Source organism: Suttonella ornithocola (assembly GCF_001889065.1).
GTDB lineage: Bacteria > Pseudomonadota > Gammaproteobacteria > Cardiobacteriales > Cardiobacteriaceae > Suttonella_A > Suttonella_A ornithocola.
Map to the genome: position 1 here is coordinate 1 of NZ_LWHB01000025.1, position 21,804 is coordinate 21,804.

General features: G+C 42.4%; 15 protein-coding genes and 1 tRNA gene. 8 read left to right on the top strand and 8 right to left on the bottom strand.

Annotation, left to right across the window (positions count from 1 at the left end; all coding sequences use genetic code 11):
• The first annotated feature begins 62 nt into the window (after positions 1-62).
• From A5N85_RS02235 to A5N85_RS02245, 3 genes are all read left to right on the top strand, one after another.
• Positions 63-524: a transposase gene (locus A5N85_RS02235; protein WP_072575778.1), complete on the top strand. Its 462-nt coding sequence runs from the start codon at positions 63-65 to the stop codon at positions 522-524.
• Positions 525-703: 179 nt separating this feature from the next.
• The gene (locus tag A5N85_RS02240; protein WP_072575790.1) at positions 704-6,118 is read left to right on the top strand and encodes a glutamate synthase-related protein; all 5,415 of its coding nucleotides are present in this window, start codon (positions 704-706) and stop codon (positions 6,116-6,118) included.
• 14 nt (positions 6,119-6,132) lie between these two features.
• Entirely contained in the window at positions 6,133-7,905 is a 1,773-nt protein-coding gene (locus A5N85_RS02245) for a diflavin oxidoreductase (RefSeq protein ID WP_072575779.1), read from the top strand.
• A 184-nt stretch (positions 7,906-8,089) separates the two neighbouring features.
• Here the strand turns inward: A5N85_RS02245 and grxD are convergent, their stop codons facing one another.
• Positions 8,090-8,416 carry a Grx4 family monothiol glutaredoxin gene (gene grxD, locus A5N85_RS02250; RefSeq protein WP_072575780.1) on the bottom strand — a complete coding sequence of 109 codons (327 nt, stop codon included), beginning with the start codon at positions 8,414-8,416 and terminating at the stop codon, positions 8,090-8,092.
• Between the two features lie 142 nt (positions 8,417-8,558).
• Between grxD and A5N85_RS02255 the strand changes: the two genes are divergently transcribed.
• From A5N85_RS02255 to A5N85_RS02270, 4 genes are read left to right on the top strand one after another with little or no spacing between them, the layout of a single operon-like run.
• Positions 8,559-9,770: an aspartate aminotransferase family protein gene (locus A5N85_RS02255; protein WP_072575781.1), complete on the top strand. Its 1,212-nt coding sequence runs from the start codon at positions 8,559-8,561 to the stop codon at positions 9,768-9,770.
• A complete protein-coding gene (locus tag A5N85_RS02260) occupies positions 9,764-10,615 on the top strand; it encodes a 23S rRNA (adenine(2030)-N(6))-methyltransferase RlmJ (RefSeq protein ID WP_072575782.1) in 852 nt (283 codons plus the stop codon). Before A5N85_RS02255 ends, A5N85_RS02260 begins: the two co-directional genes overlap by 7 nt.
• 8 nt (positions 10,616-10,623) lie before the next feature.
• A complete protein-coding gene (locus A5N85_RS02265) occupies positions 10,624-11,148 on the top strand; it encodes a rhodanese family protein (RefSeq protein ID WP_072575783.1) in 525 nt (174 codons plus the stop codon).
• Complete coding sequence (locus A5N85_RS02270) at positions 11,145-12,341, top strand: thiolase family protein (RefSeq protein ID WP_072575784.1); 1,197 nt, start codon at positions 11,145-11,147, stop codon at positions 12,339-12,341. The genes A5N85_RS02265 and A5N85_RS02270 overlap by 4 nt, the downstream gene beginning before the upstream one ends.
• 332 nt (positions 12,342-12,673) lie before the next feature.
• Here A5N85_RS02270 and A5N85_RS02275 read toward each other — a convergent pair.
• The 7 genes from A5N85_RS02275 to A5N85_RS02305 all read right to left on the bottom strand — a co-directional run bounded on the left by A5N85_RS02275 (position 12,674) and on the right by A5N85_RS02305 (position 20,802).
• Positions 12,674-12,760 (bottom strand) — tRNA-Leu (locus tag A5N85_RS02275).
• Between the two features lie 655 nt (positions 12,761-13,415).
• Positions 13,416-15,290 carry a BatD family protein gene (locus A5N85_RS02280; protein ID WP_072575785.1) on the bottom strand — a complete coding sequence of 625 codons (1,875 nt, stop codon included), beginning with the start codon at positions 15,288-15,290 and terminating at the stop codon, positions 13,416-13,418.
• A gap of 11 nt (positions 15,291-15,301) precedes the next feature.
• Entirely contained in the window at positions 15,302-17,101 is a 1,800-nt protein-coding gene (locus A5N85_RS02285) for a VWA domain-containing protein (RefSeq protein ID WP_072575786.1), read from the bottom strand.
• Positions 17,102-17,171: 70 nt separating this feature from the next.
• Positions 17,172-18,236: a vWA domain-containing protein gene (locus A5N85_RS02290; protein WP_211268040.1), complete on the bottom strand. Its 1,065-nt coding sequence runs from the start codon at positions 18,234-18,236 to the stop codon at positions 17,172-17,174.
• Positions 18,229-18,720: a DUF4381 domain-containing protein gene (locus A5N85_RS02295; protein WP_072575787.1), complete on the bottom strand. Its 492-nt coding sequence runs from the start codon at positions 18,718-18,720 to the stop codon at positions 18,229-18,231. Before A5N85_RS02295 ends, A5N85_RS02290 begins: the two co-directional genes overlap by 8 nt.
• Positions 18,717-19,685 (bottom strand): DUF58 domain-containing protein, encoded by a 969-nt coding sequence (locus tag A5N85_RS02300; protein WP_072575788.1) that lies wholly within the window; start codon positions 19,683-19,685, stop codon positions 18,717-18,719. The genes A5N85_RS02295 and A5N85_RS02300 overlap by 4 nt, the downstream gene beginning before the upstream one ends.
• Before the next feature lie 142 nt (positions 19,686-19,827).
• Positions 19,828-20,802, bottom strand: coding sequence for an AAA family ATPase (locus A5N85_RS02305; RefSeq protein ID WP_072575792.1), 975 nt, complete (start codon positions 20,800-20,802; stop codon positions 19,828-19,830).
• Positions 20,803-21,457: 655 nt separating this feature from the next.
• On the opposite strand from A5N85_RS02305, the gene A5N85_RS02310 reads away from it, so the two are divergent.
• Entirely contained in the window at positions 21,458-21,751 is a 294-nt protein-coding gene (locus A5N85_RS02310; protein WP_072575789.1) for an IS630 transposase-related protein, read from the top strand.
• Positions 21,752-21,804: the final 53 nt, after the last annotated feature.

The window sequence follows — 21,804 nt, forward strand, 5'->3', positions numbered from 1 at the left end:
GACACAGAGAAAAGAGAACACTTTCAAGAACAAATAGTGGATAAGACCGCTCAAGAAAACCGATAGTCTATCTTGATGAATGTGGTTTTAAAGCCTTTGCTCATAGACCTTATGGCTACAGCACAAAAGGACAAGTTTGTCATGGAAGTGATAACTGGCATTTAAAGAACCAGAGCAATGCGATTGGAGCCATTATCAATGGAGAATTGTTTGCCTTACGCTTATATGATGGTTCTATTAACAGCGATATTTTCTCTCATTGGGTGAGAGAAGCACTGTTACCTGAGTTACCTAAAAACAGTGTAATTGTCATGGACAATGCCGCTTTTCATAAACGCAGTGATATTCAAGCAATCATTGAAGAGCATGGGCATGAGATAGTTTGGTTACCCCCTTATAGTCCAGACTTAAATCCCATTGAAAAGATGTGGGCTTGGATTAAGCAAATACGCAAAGAATGGAGGATGGATTGTATTGATACTTTATTCTTTTATCTGCTTTGGATTGGGTTGGGTTTTAGATGATTGCACTATATTTTTAAATAACGATTTCTAGCTTTTCTGCTTTGAAAATGATTTTCTATTTTCTATAGAATGATTTTTCTACTTACAAAACTTGCTTTAGCGTTAACGGCTAAGGTATAAATAGAACTTCGCCTAAAAACTAAACAATCTTTCATGAGGTGATTATTTTGAATCAAAATATGCTTTACTCTCCAGACTTTGACCATGACAGCTGCGGTGTCGGTCTGATTACCCATAAACGCAGCGTTCAAACGCATGATATTCTTCAATTAGCTGATCAAGCCTTATGTAAAGTTCCTCATCGTGGAGGAATCAATGCCGAAGGTGTAGGTGATGGTGGCGGAGCGTGTTTTGATTTGTCTGTGCGCTTTTATTCTGAGTTAACTGGCGAATCTCTCAAAGGCGGAGAATTTGCCATTGGAAATTTCTTTTTTCCAAAAAAAACAGAACACCGTAAAGCCGCATTGCTTGTTTTAAATACGATTTTAGCGGATAACGCCCTATCAGTCATTTTACGTCGAGATGTCCCTGTTGATAACAGCGTCTTAAATAAAGCAGGAACCCAAGCACAACTGCCAATCGAACAATGGATTATCCGTCGTCCAAACCACTGTCAAACTTGGGAAGAATTTGAATGGTTACTCAATACTGTTTTACTGGAGATTGAAGAAAAAGCGGTTAATGAAAATCCGTATCCGGGTTTTTATCCATTATCTTTCAGCTCTCGAACGCAAGTCTATAAAGGTCGATTAAATGCTTGGGAAGTAATAAGCTATTTTCGGGATTTGAAGGACCCCCGACATGAAGTTAGTATGCTCTTTTTCCATACCCGTTTTTCTACTAATACCGCCCCTAGCCCGCTCTTTGCGCAACCTTTCCGCCATCTTGCTCATAATGGTGAACTCAACACTGACCGCAAAAGCCGTATTTCTGAATTAGCTGTTGCTAGCCATGAAGGCTACAAATTAGCGTTTCCACCGGGTCAATCTGATTCTGCACGCCTAGACCAAACACTTACTCGCCGGCTAGTTGCAGACCGTCAACCCATTGAAGAAATTATCATTAAGATGATGCCACCCGCTTGGGAAAATGATAACCGCTACAGTCAAAAAGTGCGTGATATGTTGGCTTATTTTGCTTTATCAGAAGAAAAAAATGATGGGCCTGCTGGGTTAGTTTTTTGTGATGGCGTGCGAATTGGTGCCGCGCTCGATCGCTTAGGATTACGCCCCTTACGAACACTAGAAACCGATGATTATTTTGTGGTTTCTTCAGAAGCGGGACAAATTGACTTTCCGCCAGAAACGGTTACGCATCGCGGACGTATTCGCGCAGGCGGAATGATTGTTTTTGATCATTCTACTCATACGATTTCTCGAGCGCGCAATATTTTAGCGCGTTTAGCCGATGAAAAAGATTATGGCGCTTTGTTAGAAAAAGCACGAATCAACTTTAAGGATTTAGAAAAACCGTCGTTAGACAGCTTGGAAGATACGCAAGCTTTCAGCTATACCGCTCGTCATATTGCGTATGGTCTCAATCAGGAAAGCTTTAAATTTATGCTTGATCCCATGATGGAAACAGGTGCAGAGCGTGTGTCTGCGATGGGTTACGGGATTGCACCTAATGCAATGAACCGTGTTGAAGGCGGGATGAGTCGTTATTTTACTCAGCGTTTTGCGCAAGTAACCAACCCACCACTAGATTCTATTCGCGAAGCAGATGGGATGACTTTACGCGTTTCTCTTGGTCCTAAGCCACATTATGTTTCTCAAGAAACATTACAACTCCAACTAGAAAGTCCAATTTTATTACCTGATGAATTAGCCGCTATTCGACAAGCTGGCGAGTTAGGGACTTTTTCCGTTGTGACTATTGAAACGCTTTATCCAATTGACACCAATGCCGAGAAAAATGGACAAGCGTTACATCAAGCCATTGAATCGGTTTGTGAACAGGTGATTGCTTTAGCAAAAGCCGATACGGATATTATTATTTTAGATGATGCCAATATCAGCCCAGAATATGCCGCTATTCCAGCGCCTTTATTATCCGCTGCCGTCAACCGTCGTCTGATTGATGAAGGTCAACGATTTAAAGTCAGCTTTATTTATGCCACAGGACAAATTTGTAGCAGTCATGATGTGGCGTTAATTCTTGGCTTTGGAGCATCTGCTGTTTCTCCACATACGGTTTATAACCGTGCGCGAGAAATGTATGCGCCAGAAGCGGTTATGAAAGTGATGCAAGCTTTCCGAAAAGCAGCACATAAAGCACTAATGAAAACTATGGGAAAATTTGGCTTATGTACGGTAGAAAGCTATATTGGCGGTGCTTTTTTTGAAAGTGCTTTCTTAGATACTGAAGATGAGCGTTTACGTCCTTATTTTCCTAATACCCGTTCCCCAATCGGTGGCGCTGGTTTTGAAGACATTGCAACTTCAAGCTATGAGTGGCATAGAAGTGCTGTGCAATATCATCAAGGAGAAGATGTCCCTTTATTAGGACTTTTCAAAGAACGTAGCGATGGCGCTGCTGGACATAGCTTTGGGGTTGCTGCTGTTCGTGGCTTTGGTGAGATGACCGCTGAACCCATTAGTTTTGCTAATGAGCGCTCTGAAGAAGGTGAACGTCTACATATTTTGCCGCAAGATGATAGTTATTTAAGCAAGAGCCGTGCGGTTCGGACACCACAAGAAATTGATGCTCATCAAATGACGCCGGCGTATCGCGAGTTTTTAGTAGAAATGGAGGCAGAAAGAGCGCAGCGCCCTGCGGCATTACGCGATGTGCTTGCGCTACCTGTTGATTTTAATCAATCGAGAACGGCTGAAGAGTTTCTAGCGCTACTCAAAAATTATCGTAGCGAAGCCAATATTCATAGTGCTTGCCGAGGACTGAAAAAAATCAAAGAAGCGGATGGCTATGTGTTGGTTTTAGCGCAAGCATCAGAAGCCCGCTACGAAGCGTTAAAAGATGCTTTGTCTATGCGCTTTGGCAATGAGATTGAATTTAAAGAACATCGTGACCATGGTGTTTTTATCCAAGCAAGCGGTGCTGCTGAACGTTTCTTTGACAGTATTATGACCTCTCCGCGTGCCATTGCTTTAGAAGATGTCCAACCTGCTCATGAAATCACCGCAACTTTTGCCACTGGGGCAATGAGTCATGGGGCATTACTTGAAAAAGCGCATGAAGCCGTTGCCATGGGTATCAATATGGTGGGTGGTATCAGTAACAGTGGAGAGGGCGGGGAAAATTCTCGTCGATTTAATACTATTCGCGCCAGTAAAGTAAAACAAATCGCCTCTGGTCGTTTTGGCGTATGGGCAGGCTATTTAGCTGATCCTATGTTAGAAGAGTTGGAAATTAAAATTGCACAAGGCGCAAAACCCGGTGAAGGTGGACAACTTCCTGCGAGAAAAGTTACCGTTGAAATTGCGGCAGCTCGTGGTGGCACGCCCGGGGTAGAATTGGTTTCGCCACCGCCACATCATGATACTTATTCAATTGAAGATTTAGCTCAGCTGATTCATGACTGTAAAGCTGCGCGCGTAAAAGTCATTGTTAAACTGGTTTCTACTGAGGGCATTGGAACGATTGCAGTAGGCGTTGCAAAAGCAGGTGCGGATGTGATTAACGTCGCTGGTAATACAGGCGGAACGGGAGCCGCACAAGTCACCAGTTTAAAACACGCTGGACGCATTCCTGAGCTCGGGTTAGCTGAGGTCCATCAAGCACTCTCTGCCAATGGTTTACGCGATAAAGTCATCCTACGTTGCTCTGGCGCGCACCAAACTGGATTAGATGTCATCAAATCTTGCTTATTGGGTGGCGATTCTTTTGAATTTGGCACCACAGCATTGATGATGCTGAAATGTGTGATGGCGAAAAATTGTAATATCAAATGCCCTGTTGGCTTAACGACACCACACGAAGTCTTCGATGGTGACCCTCGTGCATTAGCACAATACTTTATGAATGTCGCGGTAGAAGTCCGTGAATGGTTAGCCAAACTTGGTTTTAAATCTTTACGAGAAATGCGCGGTCATGCAGACTTATTACATTTAATTGACCATGAAAGCTTGGTTGGACACTATCGTATGGATAGTTTCTTACGCTACATCGAAGAAGTTGATGTAGAAGACCCTGTCTATTTAGAAGCGAAGTTTGAAGTGGATGATGGCTTGTGGAAACAGTTTAATCGAGATTTTGATACGCTCCAAAATGATGAATTCTTACTGATGGATGTTGGGGAATTGCGTAACTTCCATAAAAGTGTCGGTGGACAATTTAGCGTAGATATTGAGCGTTATCTCAATTATCAGATACATCCTGAAGATGCCGATGCGCATTCAAAAATTCTCACCCTCGCTAATGGTAGACGAGTGTTAGAAGCCGATAGTATCGTTGTATCCTCAGAAAATTCTGCTGGACAAAGTTTTGGGGCTTTCACCAATAGCGGTGTCGTTCTCATTCATCAAGGTACTTGTAACGATGGCGTGGGTAAATCTATGTGTGGCGGACGAATTGTTGTCCAAAATCCTGGCGGTGGCGGTATGGAAGAAGACGGAAACGTCTTGCTAGGTAACTTCGCCTTATTTGGTGCCACTGGTGGAGAGCTTTTCGTTCAAGGCGGCGCTGGTGATCGCTTTGGCGTCCGAAATTCAGGTGCGGTAGCAGTTGTCGAAGGCGTTGGCGATTTTGCTTGCGAATATATGACCAATGGAACCGTTATCAACCTTGGTGGATACGGAAAAGGCTTTGGCAATGGCATGAGCGGTGGCGTTGCTTACCAATATGATCCAAGCGGTGAAATTGTTGAGCGTTGCGCTCAAGAAGATGTTTGTGTGTATCGACTTGATGCAGAAAATGCCCTTTCTCAAGCACAAGAAACTGCCCTACTCTGGCATCTCAATCGTCATCAAACCTTTACCGATTCTCAAAAAGTCATCAATTTACTTGAAAATTGGCAAACTACTCGAACGCATTTTTACTATCTCATCCCTAAAGCTTGGGAAATCAATCATCGTGCTGAAAATATCCTTCAGCATACCCACCGAAAAGCCATGATCGAAGAGCTTTCTCAAGCGATTGCGTGGCGCTTGGTTCGCGAAGCCAATCAACAATACAATGGGGCAAAACTACGCAATGGACATAGCCCAAGCTATGGCATAAATAATCTCCTTGCAGAAGACCTTATTGTGGCAACAGGAACGCTACATCGTGCGATGTGTGCAGTTGCTGAGCGTGGTGTGAATGACATCGAATATGCCGCCAAACGCTTACTGGCTAACGAAGATCGTCCACTTACTGACCAAATCAAATCAGATGCTCAAAAAGCACTCGCTGATTACAGCGACGAACAATTAGCTATGTTATTAGCCGCTCAGCGTTTAGAAGATTATCGTCGAGCACTTTCGCTCAGAGAATCTTTTGATAGCTATGCCCTAGGGACTTCCGCTTGGATTTTACATTGTGCCCAAGAAAACAAACGTGCTTTATCGAGTTTCAAACCGCTTTCACAAGCACTTGCAGAGCAATTTTCAGCTGTTATGGCTGAGTCTTTATATCAATTGGCACAATCAGCATAAGGAATTTCATCACTATGAGCGAAAAAACTTCTTTAACCGCATTACTTCCTGCTGATTTGCCGTTTAGCGAAGGACAAAAACAATGGCTTGATGGCTATCTTGCAGGCTTAAAATCCGCTTATTTAGCGCTAAGACGGAATATCGGCGATAATGCACAAAGTCAGCTAAAACCTCTCACCATTCTTTATGGCTCTCAAACGGGTAATGCGGCGATGTTGGCGCAAGACTGTGCGGAAAAAGCCAAAGCGTATGGACTACACGCTTTCGTCAAAGAAATGGATGCTATCACCATTGAAGAACTCCCTACTATTGAGCGCTTACTCATTATCACTTCTACTTACGGTGAAGGCGAAATGCCAGATAATGCAGAAAGCCTATGGGAACGCATTGAAGAAGCTGATGCTATTCAATTACCTCATACCCACTATTCGGTATTGGCAATCGGTGATTCTAGCTATGAACATTTTTGTTTAGCTGGTAAAAAATGGGATCATCGTCTAGCCGAATTAGGTGCAGAGCGACTATCAGAGCGCGTAGATTGCGATGTTGATTTTGAAGAAAAAGCCGCACAATGGATGGATAGCGTCTTACCTGCTATTAGCGAGAAAGGCAGCCAAACTACCGTTAATGGCGCCCCTAGCGAAACAGCTTCTGTCGCTAAAAATAGCTTTAGCCGCCGTAATCCTTTAATGGCAAAATTAAAAACCAAACGCTTACTCTCAAGCGAACAATCAGGAAAACAAATTTTTCATTATGAAATCAGCTTGATTGGTAGCGGAGAAACCTATGAGGCGGGAGATATCTTAAATCTTATGCCCCAAAACAAAGCGAGCCTTATTGAAGAGCTTTTAACCGTTCTTAAAGCAGATAAAGAAGAAATTGTCAGCTGGCAAGGCAGTAACTATTCTTTACTAGAACTCTTACGTGACAAGCTTGAAATCCGCTTGCCTTCGCGCGAATTTTACGAAGCACTTTTATTGCGCGTACAAGATGAACATCTTCACGCCCATTTTTCTGATGATACAGAAAGCACCGCTGAAGAATTTCTCTATGGAAAAGATATTGTCGACTTGCTAAGCGCTTATCCAGAAGCGACATTCAGCGCACAAGAGCTAGTTGACGTGTTAAAACCCTTGGCACCACGCGCATACTCAATCTCCTCTAGCCATGACAAGCATCCTGATGAAGTTCATTTAACCATTGGCGCAGTTCGATATACACAAGACGAACGGGAGCATCATGGTGTTGCTTCTACTTGGCTAGCAGACGATTTAGCCGTTGGCGATATCATTCCTTGCTACTTTTCACCCAACAAACATTTCTCTATTCCAGCCAATCCTGAAGCGCCAATGATTATGGTGGGTCCAGGAACAGGCATTGCCCCTTTCCGTGCATTTTTAGAAGCCAGAGAGATGGCGCAAGCAACGGGAGAAAATTGGCTATTTTTTGGTGATCGTACCCGTGAACACGATTTTATCTATGCTGATGAACTCAATACTTGGCTAGAAAGCGGGCATTTAACCCGTCTAGACCTTGCTTTTTCTAGAGACCAAGCTGAAAAAATTTATGTTCAAGATAAAATGCGAGAACATGGAGAAGAGCTCTTTGCATGGTTAGAACGTGGTGGATACTTCTTTGTCTGTGGAGATGCTCTACGAATGGCAAAAGATGTTGATGCCGCTTTGCATGAAATTATCGCTAAACACGGTAACCTTTCTGCTGAAGAAACGGAAACCTATATTGCTCAATTGAAAAAAGATAAGCGCTACGTTCGAGACGTTTACTAAAACAAAAATCCCTATCTTCATTTCCCATTTAGGTTGTGAAGATAGGGATTAAAACGCGATTAAAAAACCGCTGACTAACGCGCAAAGCAGAAATCTCTATATTTCAATTCCTCAGAAAATCAATTATATAGCTTTGGATTTTTGCAAACAAACGCGTTAAACAGCGTGTCCTTAAATAGCTTTTTTAACCTTCTTCTGGCCATTCAATATCTTTTAATAACTCAGCCAGCTCACCACTTTCATTCATCTCTACAATAATATCGCAACCACCGACTAATTCCCCTTTTACCCATAGCTGAGGGAAAGTTGGCCAGTTTGCATATTTTGGTAATTCAGCGCGAATTTCAGGGTCTTGTAAAATATTGACATAAGCAAAAGGCTGTCCTTGTGCTTTCATACACTCAACCGCGCGCGCAGAAAAACCACACATAGGAAAATCTGGCGTTCCTTTCATATAAAGCAAAACAGGCATCGTTGAAATTTGCTCTTTAATACGTTCAATAGTATCCATAAAACCTCTTGGAATTATAAAATAAAGCGCCTACTATAACGGTTTACTAGAAGATTGCCTATGCCAATTTTATTAGCTAACTTTTATTCAGCTACACGGTATAAGCAGCCATTTCGTTAACCAATTGATGATAGAACCGATTATGACGCCTAATACCCCTCTTCATCCCTCTGATATATCAGAACCCAATCAGCCAAATGCTTTAATGAACAACTATGCGCGTTTGCCTATTGCCTTTACCCGTGGCGAAGGTATTTATTTATATGACGAACAAAATAATCAGTATATAGATGCCCTTTCCGGCATTGCCGTTTGTGGATTAGGTCATGCGCATCCAGAACTCGCCGAAACACTCGCCACACAAGCCTATCAGCTTTGGCATACATCAAACTTATTTGAAATCCCCGCGCAAACGCAAGCTGCCAATACCTTAGCGACACTGTCGCAAATGGATAAAGTAATTTTTTGTAATTCTGGCACAGAAGCTAACGAAGCTGCCCTAAAGCTCACTCGCCTACACGCTCGCGCTAAAGGTATTGAATATCCTGCTGTCATTAGTTTTTACGGCGGCTTTCATGGTCGTACCTTTGGCAGCATGGCAGCAACTGCAAATCCTAAAATTCGACAACACTTTGAACCACAGTTAAGCGAATTTATTCATTTACCCTTTAATGATATTAAAGCCGTTGAAGCCCAACGCTATCGCACAAATGTCGTTGCCGTTTTACTTGAATGTGTGCAAGGAGAAGGCGGCATTCATCCTGCAACCGTGCCTTATATTCAGGCTATTCGCCAAATTTGTGATGAACAAGGTTGGCTACTGATTTGCGATGAAGTCCAAGTTGGATTTGGTAGAAGTGGTAAATGGTTTGGTTACCAACACTACAATATTCTTCCAGATATCATCACGCTCGCAAAAGGATTAGGAAATGGGATTCCGGTCGGTGTATGTTTAGCAAAAGGAAAAGTGGCGGATTACTTTCAGCCAGGCTACCATGGTTCAACTTTTGCAGGAAGTCCATTAGTGATGACCGTCGTTAATAAAGTCCTTGAAATTTATCAACGCGAAAACATTCCAGAAAATGCCACAAAAATGGGAGAGTATTTACAAGCGCAACTTAACGAAAAAATAGGAAAACTTCCCATCGTAAAAGACATTCGTGGACTAGGTCTAATGATTGGCATAGAGCTTTCCGAGCCTGTTCCACAACTAGTTACCAAAGCACTTGAGAATAAACTCATCATTAACGTTACCGCACAAAAAGTCATTCGACTACTTCCCCCTTTAGTACTCACACAAACAGAAGCAGATGAAATCATCAATCGTTTAGCTGAGGTACTCTCAAAATGCTAAGCTATCGGCACCATTTCCACGCAGGCAACTTTGCAGATATCCACAAACACTTTTTACTGTATCAAGTACTTACTTACGTCAACCAAAAGCCCAAACCCTATCTTTATCTTGATACCCATGGCGGAGCTGGTTTATACGATACTAAATGTGCCGATGCACAAAAAAACCGCGAAGCAGATGGTGGTGTAGTTTCGCTCTACCGCGCGCCCCACTTACCGCCAGCCTTAGAAGAATTCCGACAATTTTTACAAAACATTACACCAGAACTCTCTTTATATCCTGGTTCTCCCTTTCTCGCCGCGCATTTATTGCGGCGAAACGATACCTTACGCACTTGTGAATTACATCCTAGCGATTTTCCACTGCTCACAGAAACCTTAAAGAATATCCGACCACATCATACGCTGATTCATCCAACTAATGGCTATCAAGCACTCAGAGCGGCACTTCCGCCCCCTCAGCATCGAGCCGTTGTTCTTATTGATCCATCCTATGAAGACAAACAAGAATATTTCTCTGTCATTTATGCTCTAGAGCAAACCTTTAAACGTTTCCGTGCGAGCATTATTCTTGTGTGGTATCCTCAACTTCCGAGAGTTGAGGCGCAAGAATTGCCGCAAAAATTCATCCATACTGCTGAAAAATTTGACTTAGATTATTTACAAAGTACATTAACCATTAAAGCTCCACCAGTAGAAGGCTATGGTATGTATGGAAGCGGTATGATGATATTTAATCCGCCATATACCCTTCCAAATATCTTAGATACTGTTACGCCAACACTTATACAGTTACTCGGTCAAGATAATACTGCCAATCATCAATTCAATACATTTATACGATAGGAGGAACAATGCAAGCTATCATCCCACAACAAGTTAATGAAAAAATACAACAAGGTGCTCAACTCATTGATATTCGCTCTTTTGAAGAATTCCAATGTGAACATATTCCCGGTTCAGATTTACAATCTCTAACCATCATAAAAGAACAAGGATTAAAAAGTCGTTCCTCTACCTTAATCTTTTATTGCAAAAGTGGTATGCGGACACAAATCAATGCTAACCTCTTAAAATCGGCTGCTCAAGCAATTGGCGTAAACAATGTCTATTTATTAGCCGGAGGCATTACCGCTTGGCAAAAAAGTGGTTTACCGATTGAAAAAGGTAAATGCAAAAATACACCGGATATCATACGCCAAATGCAAATTGCTGCTGGTAGCTTAGTTTTACTAAGTATTTTATTAGGCTATTTCGTTCATCCTACCTTCTATTGGCTAAGTGCTTTCATTGGTGCTGGACTAATATTTGCGGGCATTACCGGCTTCTGTGGGCTAGCTAAATTACTCGCTAAAATGCCATGGAATCAGCGCTCATGAGAGAAGCGGTTTACATCATTGCTGCTCAGCGAACTCCTATTGGCAGCTTTCTGGGTACACTTACGCATCATACCGCTTGTGACCTAGGAGAAATCGTAACTCAAGCCGCTCTTAAAGCGGCTCAAATTGACCCCGAACTAATAGATAGCGTGATTGTTGGCAACGTTCTATCCGCTACAGCTGGAATGGGAATTGCCCGCCAAATCGCCTTAAACAGCGGACTTCCGGAAGCAACGACTGCTCATACGCTCAATATGATTTGCGGTTCAGGGATGAAAGCGGTTACCGACGCTTATGCTGCCATAAAAGCGGGAGATGCCGATATTATCTTAGCCATTGGCACAGAATCTATGAGCAATGCAGGATTTATCTTAGACAGCAGCAGCCGACATCGCCATAAAATTGGTGAATTAGGACTAAAAGACGAAATCCAACTAAACGGCCTAACCGATGCCTTTCATCATATCCCTATGGGAAAAACAGCTGAAAATCTTGCCGAAAAATACAATATCAGTAGAGAAGAACAAGATGACTACGCCCTATCCAGTCAGAAAAAAGCCGCGCTTGCCCAACAATCCAACTGTTTCCAAGCAGAAATTATCCCTATTCAATTGGAAAATGGCAATATTTTTCAGCAAGATGAACACATTCGCGCCAATATTGACCGCACTGCCTTAGCGCGATTACACCCCCTATTTAAAAAAGACGGCACAGTTACTGCTGGCAACAGCTCTGGAATTAACGACGGCGCAGCAGCGCTACTCATTGCTGGTGAAAATGCCGTTAAAAGGCACCACCTCACGCCACTAGCGGAAATCATTGGCTACGGACAAGGCGGCGTTGCGCCTGAAGAAATGGGACTTGGAGTTATTCCAGCAATCGCACAAGCCTTAGAACGCGCGGAAACCACCTTAAACCAAATCACACAATTCGAGCTAAACGAAGCATTCGCCGCGCAAATTATCGCCGCACAATACGAACTTTCTGAACAACATGAAATAGACCTAGAAGAAATCACAGCCAAAACTAACCTCTATGGTGGCGCTATTGCCTTAGGACATCCCCTTGCCTGCTCTGGCACACGTATCCTAACTACCTTAACCCATACACTGCCTTCTAATCATATTGGCTTAGCTAGCTTATGCATAGGCGGCGGTATGGGCATTGCAACTGTTATTCGTAAAATAACATAAAGATAAAATTTGGAGATATAGTGCATATCAGCTAAAAAACAGAACGTCATATACTGCCAAAAGTGCTAAATGAGGTTTATGGAATGTTCTATTTTTTTACTAATTTTACTATAGCACCAAAATTTTTAGCTACCTGACGGATAGAATAGCCTTCTACCAATTTTGCTATGACTTTTTTCTAAGATCTATTGAGGGACGAGTATGAATAAAGGTATGTAAAATTTTATATTGTATGTGATAGATGATTTTTTAGCTATAACGATACATTTTAGATAATTTGAAGAGCTACTAAAAGCTTTGAGTATTAAGTAAATAATTACTTATAATGCATATGGTGCCCGGGGCCGGACTCGAACCGGCACGGTATCGCTACCGAGGGATTTTAAGTCCCTTGCGTCTACCAATTTCGCCACCCGGGCATTAGATGTGATCATTATAGTAAATCTGTAAATACTCGTCAAGAGTTTTTTGAAAAATTGTCAAACTATAGCCAAATCAGCTAAAAACGGAACTTTCTATAAACCCTACCTAGCTACTTCTAGCGGTAAGGTAATGTTTATAAAACGTCCTGTTTTTTAGTTGATTTGACTATAAAGGTCTCATACTGATTTGCTTTGACTGCACTACTATCAATAAATAACTCTTCTCCATCAGAGTCTTTCGTCATTATCAATATAAGCTGTTACCATTTGCTTACAATACGAAATATCGGTACTGTTGATAAATAACGTAATATAGCTAAAAAATCATCTATCACATACAGAGACCTTTGCAAAATTCCGTTTTTCACGAATTTTTACCACCAAAAGAAAAGTTAACACTATGATTTTAATATATTTTTAAAATTTAAAAAATTAAAATTTCTCTATTTTATGTTTTTTACAAAGGTCTCACTTTGTTTAGAATATGTAATATAAGGTTTTGTAGCTATAATATGTAGCTTGCGTCATTGTTCATCTTTTAGATATGGTTCGAATCACAGGCAATACCTTGTGTTCTTTGTTGTCATAAACATAAATCTGAGGCTCTGGGGCATTGCTGATCTGTTTTCAAACTCTGAATTCTACACAGACTCTATTTGTACAATGGTGGTAACCTCTTTTGAGTACCTCTATTTGTTTGTTGTAGTATTTGCCATAGTGTCTTTAAGGCATTGTCTAACTTAGCATCATCAATACCCGCGGAATATTCTTGATAAAATAATGCAATTTCTAACGGTTGCATTGCAGTTTGTAAGGCAATTTTTACTGTATGCGTTTTTTCAGCTGGCCAATCGTTTGCATGTTTTTCAACTAAGGTCTTCAGTTGTAATAACGCCTGATACAACGCTTTATCATTGTTTTCAGCGCGGTAGTGTTCAATTTTTTGTTGCTGTTGTTTAAACACATCCACAGAACTTTTTGTTGCTGGCGCAGTTTGCTCTTGACTTTGCTGATAAGCTTCTGTTACTTTCTTTCCTTGACGCACAAATAAATACACCAACATCAGTAGCAATAAAATACCAGTCCCCGTACCACCTAAAATCCAAGGATTTTGATACCAAGCTATCACCGATGACGTTGTCAGCGCTGCTTGCGTTGGTTCAGTTTGTGGTGCAGGTGTAGAGGGAGTTGGTGATGGATTTGCAGCGTTATTTTGTACTGCACCACCAATTACAGTGAGTGTTTCAGCAGGTAAACTCGCCACAGCTTTTGCATTTTTCTCTGTATTAAACCAATCTACTTTGACTTCCGGTAGCGTGAGTTTACCGCCTTGGGTTGGCACTACTGATAAGACAACTTGTCTGACCGCCATCGTGTCTTGTGGGGTGTTTTGCTGACTGGTTTCATCGCTATCCACATAAATTTTAGCACCATCAATATCATCAAAACTCAAGCTAGGTAATTGCTCTTTATCAGCACCTAAGGCTTGCAAGATAACTACTCGCCTAGCACCCTCGCCCACCGTCAAGGTTGGCTTATCCGCCATCACTTGATTTTGTTCGTTTAACCATACCGACTGCAGCTGTACGTTTTTTGCGGGTAAAAACCAACTGTCTCCTGCTGGATTTTTTGCAATATCTAGCTTGATAGGCTTAGTTTGTACTTTAAACGGCTCGCCTGCTTGGGTAAATAAATCTGGGATACCGCCACCCATGCTTTGTTGGAAAAAGGCATCAAAGTCACTAAAGTCTGGCGCTCCCCATCTGCGAGAATTGCCGGTGATGATTTGTCCTTGTAATTCAAATGGAGCTATGGTGAGTTCGCCAGATTTTTGTGCTTTAATGATATAGTCTCTCTCGTAAACGTGAATAAGTGCTTTCCCTTTTCGAATATCGCTTTGTCTGTCTTCGCCGTCTGGCGTGATAGAGAAATCGCCACTAGGTGGAATGATGCCGGCATTGTATAAGGTTTGATTGCTTTCAATGCGCACGGTTAAACGAATCGACTCAAATGGATAAAAGGTTTTTTTCGGGTCGGATAACTGTGCACTGATAGAAACTTCTGCATTTTCATCAACGGCGTTCAGCGATTTCGAATCAAAAGATAAGCTTTTTCCACCCGCACGAAATTGACTCGGGACGCTCGCCTGACCAGCTTTTACATGAACGCGCAATTCTGGTGTTTTCTCTTGCCCAACTTGCAATGGTGCAACGGTCAAATCACCACTGCGCTTTGGTAGTAACACAATTTGCCACCGCATTTGCCGCGAGGTATGTCCATTAATCATTTGAATGCTTTGGCTGCTTGAGGTTGATTGAATGGCAAAATCTTGCCGTAAGGCACTTAAATCTGGTTGCGAGGCTTGTCCATCGGTTTCAATGGTTAAGATGACGGGTTGATTTTGATATATTTCATTTTGGTTTAGTCTTGCTTGTACGTTATCCGCCCAAACTGTTGGACTAAGGACGACGGCTAAAATTGCTGCACCAAGCAAACGATAATGATGATATGTTTGTAGATAACGCATAATTCCCCCTACTATTGCCAATCTTTTTGGCGATAATGTTGTTCAATTCGATAACGCAATAAGGCAGACGGATCATCTGGCACACGCCGTAATGCTTGTTCGTGCGCTTGATCAAGTTTGCGAGAAGATGGTTCACCGCGCCCGCCGATTGCTACCGTTTGTTTATCCGTAGGCGGTTGACTTTTAGCGGTTTCATTGTCCCAATTCATCAATTGTTTAGCTGATGTTGTGTCTGTCTGCGGACGAGACTGTCCTTGTGACTTAGCTGCTGCTTGATCCGTTCCTTGTTGCAGATGTTGCTGCTCTTGTTTGTCTTGCGATTGTCCTGACTGTCCGGATTTTTCCTGCTGCTCTTTTTTGTCTTGCGATTGTCCTGACTGTCCGGATTTTTCTTGTTGATCTTTTTTATCTTGCGATTGTCCAGACTGTCCGGATTTTTCTTGTTGATCTTTTTTGTCTTGCGGTTGTCCTAACTGTCCAGATTTTTCTTGCTGCTCTTGTTTGTCTTGCGATTGTCCAGACTGATTTTTCTGTTGTTTTTGCTGTTGCTCTTGCTGTTTTTTCATTTGCTCCAACAAGTCTTTAATCACTTTCGCATTATGTGCCGCTTGTTTATCTTCTGGGTTCGCTTTCAATGCGGCTTCGTATTGCGCTAAGGCTTGTTGCCATTGTCCTTGTTGTGCATAGGCATTAGCGGCATTAAACGTCGCGCCCGCTGCGGAAAAATCTTGAGCAGCGCGGGAATAATCTTTGGCTTGATACGCTTTATCTGCTTGTTGCCACAAAACACGCGGCGATGCTTGGCTTTCTGCCGCCATGGCTGGTTTAGGCATCATCAATGTCGATAAACTCACCGCTAACGCCACCACCAATAAAGCACCACGTCGAAAACTCACTAGCAACACCATAATCGGCAATAATAATAAGTAAAATCCAATATCTTGCCAGTTCAATAATTCTTTCTCTGCTTTCTGAAGGGGATTTGCTGCATCGTCAGTGTTCATGAATTGATGTTGCACTAGCTGATAGATATCACGATTATCTGCGGTTAATTCCGCCATATCGGCTTTGCCGATTTGTTCTATACCTTTAAGTAAATTGGCGTCTTTGGTTAAGGCTAATAAGCCAACGCTAAATCCTTTTTCAGTCGCTTGCGCTACTGCTTCACTGGTCTGCTGCGGATGCGTGCCGGCATTATCGGTTAACACTAAGATTTCACCTTGTGGTGCGTGGCTGCGTTGTAAAGCATCGCTTGCCAAACGAATAGCCTTGTCTAAATCGTTACCAGGACGCATTAAGGTTGTTGATAATTGTGGCAGCATTTGCTGAATTAAACGCGCATCATTGGTCAGCGGTGCAGCTAAAAAAGCGTCATCGGCATAGACAATCAATCCCACCGGTGCACCGCGAGTCACTCGTAAAATATCGCGGATTTTATGTGTCGCTCGGCTTAAGCGATCGGGTTTAATGTCTTCTGCTGTCATAGATGGATTGAGATTTAATACCAACATCAACGGGGCTGGTGTAGCTTTTACGGGTGGCATCGGACGATAAAATGCCGGTCCCATTGCCGCAAGAATGGCAAATAAACCGGAAAGCAATAATGTCGCCCACCATAAATGCGGATGGCGTTTAGCTTTCGCGCTTTCGTTCTCACCAGAAAGCCGTAATGCTGCCAGTAAATGTGGGTCAATATAATGTTGCCATGCGCTTGGCGCACCATGACGCAATACATGCCACCAAAGCCCCCCTAAAATAAACCAAGGAATGAGTAAAAATCCCCATTCTGGTCGAATAAAATGAATGTTCATCAAAAAATCCTTATTTTGTGAAGCCTGTTATCAGAGCATGCTTCGATTATTTTTTATATGACAAAAGGAATTACTTAACTGCTGCCAATGCCCGTTGCTCACGATAGCGGTGTCCCAACACAAGGCTCAATGCCAATCCTGCAATAATTAACGCTAACAATAACGGATATTGATACAGCGGTTTTTCTGGACGGATATATTGTGGATCAGTCGATTTTGGCACGAGCTTATCAATTTCGCGATAGACGTTATCTAAAGTTTGCGCATCGGTTGCGCGGAAATAATCTCCGCCAGTTTCCTGCGCAATCGCTTTGAGCGTATCTTCATCCATTTCGGCAATTGGGCGCCCCCATGCGTCGGTCATATTGCTACCTACACCAATGGTATAAATACGGATACCCAATGATTTAGCGATATCTGCGGCGGCTAAAGGTGTCATCGTGCCAGAATTATCACTGCCATCAGTGAGCAAAATCATCACTCGACTATCATCAATTGCGTCTTTTTTGGCTTTAGTGTTTGCATCGGCAGATGCGTGCGTGCTTTCTTCTAAACGTTTCACACCAATCGCAATCGCGTCACCAATCGCGGTGCCGTTACCGGTGAGTCCAACGGTGGCTTCGCTGAGTAACGATTGCACTGCCTGCCGGTCAAAAGTTAACGGCGATTGTAAATAAGCACGGTCAGAGAAAAACACCAAGCCCATTCGGTCACCTTTTCGTCTAGCAATAAATTCACTAGCAGCCGCTTTGACCACATCCAAGCGAGTTAAACGTCCGCCTGCCAAATCATTCGCACTCATTGAATCCGATAAATCAATCGCCAACATAACATCGCGACCTTTAGTGGGTAACGGTTCTGGTTTGCCTAATTGCGTCGGGCGCGCCAATGCGGTTACCAATAACGCAAACACTAACCAAAGTACTACCATTTTTAAACCCGTTTGCTTAGACGGCTGACTAGGAAGCAACGCATTTTCACCCGATAATGCCGAGAAAAAAGGTACGACTAACGCATCTTCTTCTACCGCCTGCGATTTATTTGTTCGTGAGAAAAACCACACAACAAAAGGTAACGGTAAGAGCGCAAATGCAAAAGGCCAGAGAAAAGTCATTGATTTGAACAACTCAAACATGTGCGATTCCTCCCATCTGTTTGCTAATCCATCGTCTTAACTCACTGGCTAAAACTGCTTGTTGAGGCTGTGCAACATCAGGACGATACGGTGCTTCGCTCAGAAAGCGCACCGTTTCCGCGCTCAAACTGCCGTCGAACGACAAAAATTTTGCCCAATTTTTGCCATACACCACACCGATTTTTTCATACTTTAATAATGCGATACGACGTAATAAGGCGGACAAAGCAGCGGCAAACTCGTCGGTTGGTAGCGTTTCTTGCTGAGCTAATATCTGCTCGAACTCTGCCAATACACTATGCTTTAAACCTTGCCGACGACGATGGCGAATATAAAGAAAAACCAACACCGCAAACAAAATCACAAGCGCCGCCACCATCACCCAAAACCAAGGTTGCTCCCAAAAGGCTAACGGGCGCGGACGCAACGTTAAATCTAGCTGCTTTAAAGCCTGTAATTCTAAAGGGGAAAACTGATGCGTCATTGGCTAGCTCCTGTTGCGCGATTTTCTATCTTTTGCCGCATGCCTCTCCGTTGTTTTCGCGGTTTCTTATCTATATAAAGTAAGCGTTGTGGGTCATCTTCTGTGGTAATACGATGATAAGCTATTCCATTTCGTACACAATCTGCGGATAACGCCGCTTGCCGTGCCATAAACGCTTGTTGATATTGCTTAATCGCCTCACCCAAAGCGCCTAAACGCACACTGGCTTTGCCATCGCTAATCGCCAATTGCCCATTACTCGGCAATGCTCTGTCTAGCGCGTCTTCTACCTGCACCACCGTCACATGATGATGCAAAGACAAATGTAATAATTCTTTTGCTGTCGTCGCATCATAATCATGAAAATCACTGATGATGAATAATAAAGAACCCGTTTGTGCCAAATGTCGCAAACGTTGTAATGCTGTTTTTAAAAGCGGTACGGTTTGCGTCATCTCTGCGCGCTCGGTTGGTGGTTCAGTGCCAGCACTAACCGCATGTAACCAACGCAACACGCCTTTACGCGTCCGCGCTAACGGAAAATCCACTAATCCATTATCCGTCAATAATAAACCGCCCAAACGGTCGCCACCGTCATAAGCCACCCAAGCAAAACTAGCAGCCAATTCAGCAGCTAAATGACTTTTAAAACGCACGCGCGAACCAAAACGCATCATCGCGCGTAAATCCAATAAAATCAGAACGGGGCGCTCGCGTTCCTCTTGAAACAATTTCGTATGCAACTTACCGCTGCGCGCACTGACCCGCCAATCCATATAGCGAACATCATCGCCATTTTGATATGGGCGAGATTCAGCAAACTCCATCCCTCTTCCTTTAAACAAAGCGGCATGTTGTCCAAACAAATGCGTTGCCACACGTCCGGATGGTGCAAACCCCGTGATTTCTTTTTTAGGGCGTAGCTGAATACATTCATCTAAGCCAAGGGTAATTCCATTTTTCATTTTCTTTCGCTGGTTAATACCTTAAGCCATGTGCTTAAACCCATTCTACAAAGAGTCATTAGCACGCCTATCGCTCCATCATTCATCTGAAAAATGCAACATCCCGCATACTCAAATCAATCCATGAAGCCATAAACAAAGGCTATACAACTGGCACAACCTCCAATAATGCATCAATCAAACTATCCGCAGTCACTCCCTCTGCTTCTGCACTAAAACTTAAAATGACGCGATGACGTAAAACATCATGAGCCACTGCTTGTACATCTGCTGGCGTCGCAAACGTTTGCCCTTGCATCCACGCATATACCCGCGTTGCGCGTAACAATGCAATCGTTGCCCGCGGACTAGCACCGTAATCAATTAAGCCCGCTAATGTTTCATCATAACGCTCGGGATAACGTGTGGCTTGGATGAGCGCGATAATATAATCTACTAAGGCATCGGAAACATGCGTTTTCAATGCAGCTTGTCTTGCCGCTAAAATTTGCTCCGGCTGAATTTGATGCTCAATCATCGTTTGATGATCAGTATTTTCCGCATCAATCAATTTCAAAATCTGCTTTTCCGCAGCCGCACTTGGATAATCAATCAACAATTGCAATAAAAAGCGGTCTAATTGCGCTTCCGGTAACGGATACGTACCTTCTTGTTCAATCGGATTTTGCGTTGCCATCACCATAAACAACTGTGGTAATGGATACGTATTAGCGCCCACTGTAATCTGCCGTTCTGCCATCGCTTCTAATAACGCCGACTGGACTTTTGCAGGCGCACGGTTAATCTCATCAGCTAAAATTAACTGATGAAATAAAGGTCCTTCTTGAAAGAAAAACGTTCCTTGTTCCGGGCGATAAATGTCACTACCGGTTAAATCCGAAGGCAACAAATCCGGAGTAAATTGAACCCGACGGGCATCCGCTCCAATCGCTTTTGCTAACGTCGTCACTGCTTTCGTTTTTGCCAATCCCGGTGCACCTTCTAATAACACATGACCATCGGCAAACAACGCCAACAATAACCGTTCTACAAAATATTCCTGCCCGACAATCTGCGTATTCATATACCGACGCAGCGCATTAACCAATGCATTACCTTTTTGTTCTTCTTCAGACATATTCACACTTGCAACATTATCTAACTGAGAATTTCCATTCAATTGATTTTGGTGAGAGTGTAAAGATTCATCATTCATCGTAAGTTCCTAGTAAAATGGGAAAAGAGTTAAGCTTTCTTAGTCCGTTTTCATCAGTGAAATGTTTTTTCATAGTGACTATAGTGAAACTTTTGTTTTCGATTCAAAAGTATAATATCAATATAAAATTCATCATATAAAACGCTATACATGATTAACTATAGCGATATTTAAGAAATAACAAAGTAAGCTTTAGACGCGCAATAAGATGCTACTATTAAAAATATTTTTCAAGAAACCATGCTACTCTGTAATTTTCTAAAAAACTCTATTTAATTTTTTGAAAAATTATCAAAAACAATATATTAACCAGAAATATGACTAAAGAATGATTCTTATTTTACCAATTAGACATAAGAAACTAATGGCATTAAGCCCTTCTATAGCAGGGTTCCCGAAAAATACATACAGTACTTGTGAATAATGCGCTGTTTTCTAATTATAGTGAAAGGCTACTAGAATAGTTACAGTATTAAGATAGATAAATATAGTCAAATCACTTATAATCCAATCCATCCAAAGCAGATATAAAGAACAACTTGTAGTAGAATTATCAAAAACAAACTGAGCATATCCTATGACCTACTGCCGCCAATTCCGACAGAAAATTCTTAACGATATTGCTAATGGAGAAACTTGGCGCGCTGTTGCAAAGCGCTACAAGATCAGCAAATTCACCGTCTATAGCTGGATTAAAAATCCCCATCCTAAAGGCTTTACTGAGCGTAAGCCCTCAAAGATTGATGATGAAGCCTTGCTTAAGGATATTGAGCAGTATCCTGATGATTACCAATGGGAAAGCGCTAGACGTTTTAATTGCTCGCAATCAGCGATTTGTTATGCTCTAAAGACGACTAAAGATAACGCATAAAAAAAGATTAACCAAACATCCAAAAGCCGACACAGAGAAAAGAGAGCACTTTC

Coding starts and splice junctions, on each gene's coding strand:
- A5N85_RS02240 (WP_072575790.1), top strand. CDS start 704: ATGCTTTACTCTCCAGACTTTGACCATGACAGCTGCGGTGTCGGTCTG.
- A5N85_RS02245 (WP_072575779.1), top strand. CDS start 6,133: ATGAGCGAAAAAACTTCTTTAACCGCATTACTTCCTGCTGATTTGCCG.
- grxD (WP_072575780.1), bottom strand. CDS start 8,416: ATGGATACTATTGAACGTATTAAAGAGCAAATTTCAACGATGCCTGTT.
- A5N85_RS02255 (WP_072575781.1), top strand. CDS start 8,559: ATGACGCCTAATACCCCTCTTCATCCCTCTGATATATCAGAACCCAAT.
- A5N85_RS02260 (WP_072575782.1), top strand. CDS start 9,764: ATGCTAAGCTATCGGCACCATTTCCACGCAGGCAACTTTGCAGATATC.
- A5N85_RS02265 (WP_072575783.1), top strand. CDS start 10,624: ATGCAAGCTATCATCCCACAACAAGTTAATGAAAAAATACAACAAGGT.
- A5N85_RS02270 (WP_072575784.1), top strand. CDS start 11,145: ATGAGAGAAGCGGTTTACATCATTGCTGCTCAGCGAACTCCTATTGGC.
- A5N85_RS02280 (WP_072575785.1), bottom strand. CDS start 15,290: ATGCGTTATCTACAAACATATCATCATTATCGTTTGCTTGGTGCAGCA.
- A5N85_RS02285 (WP_072575786.1), bottom strand. CDS start 17,101: ATGAACATTCATTTTATTCGACCAGAATGGGGATTTTTACTCATTCCT.
- A5N85_RS02290 (WP_211268040.1), bottom strand. CDS start 18,236: ATGTTTGAGTTGTTCAAATCAATGACTTTTCTCTGGCCTTTTGCATTT.
- A5N85_RS02295 (WP_072575787.1), bottom strand. CDS start 18,720: ATGACGCATCAGTTTTCCCCTTTAGAATTACAGGCTTTAAAGCAGCTA.
- A5N85_RS02300 (WP_072575788.1), bottom strand. CDS start 19,685: ATGAAAAATGGAATTACCCTTGGCTTAGATGAATGTATTCAGCTACGC.
- A5N85_RS02305 (WP_072575792.1), bottom strand. CDS start 20,802: ATGTCTGAAGAAGAACAAAAAGGTAATGCATTGGTTAATGCGCTGCGT.
- A5N85_RS02310 (WP_072575789.1), top strand. CDS start 21,458: ATGACCTACTGCCGCCAATTCCGACAGAAAATTCTTAACGATATTGCT.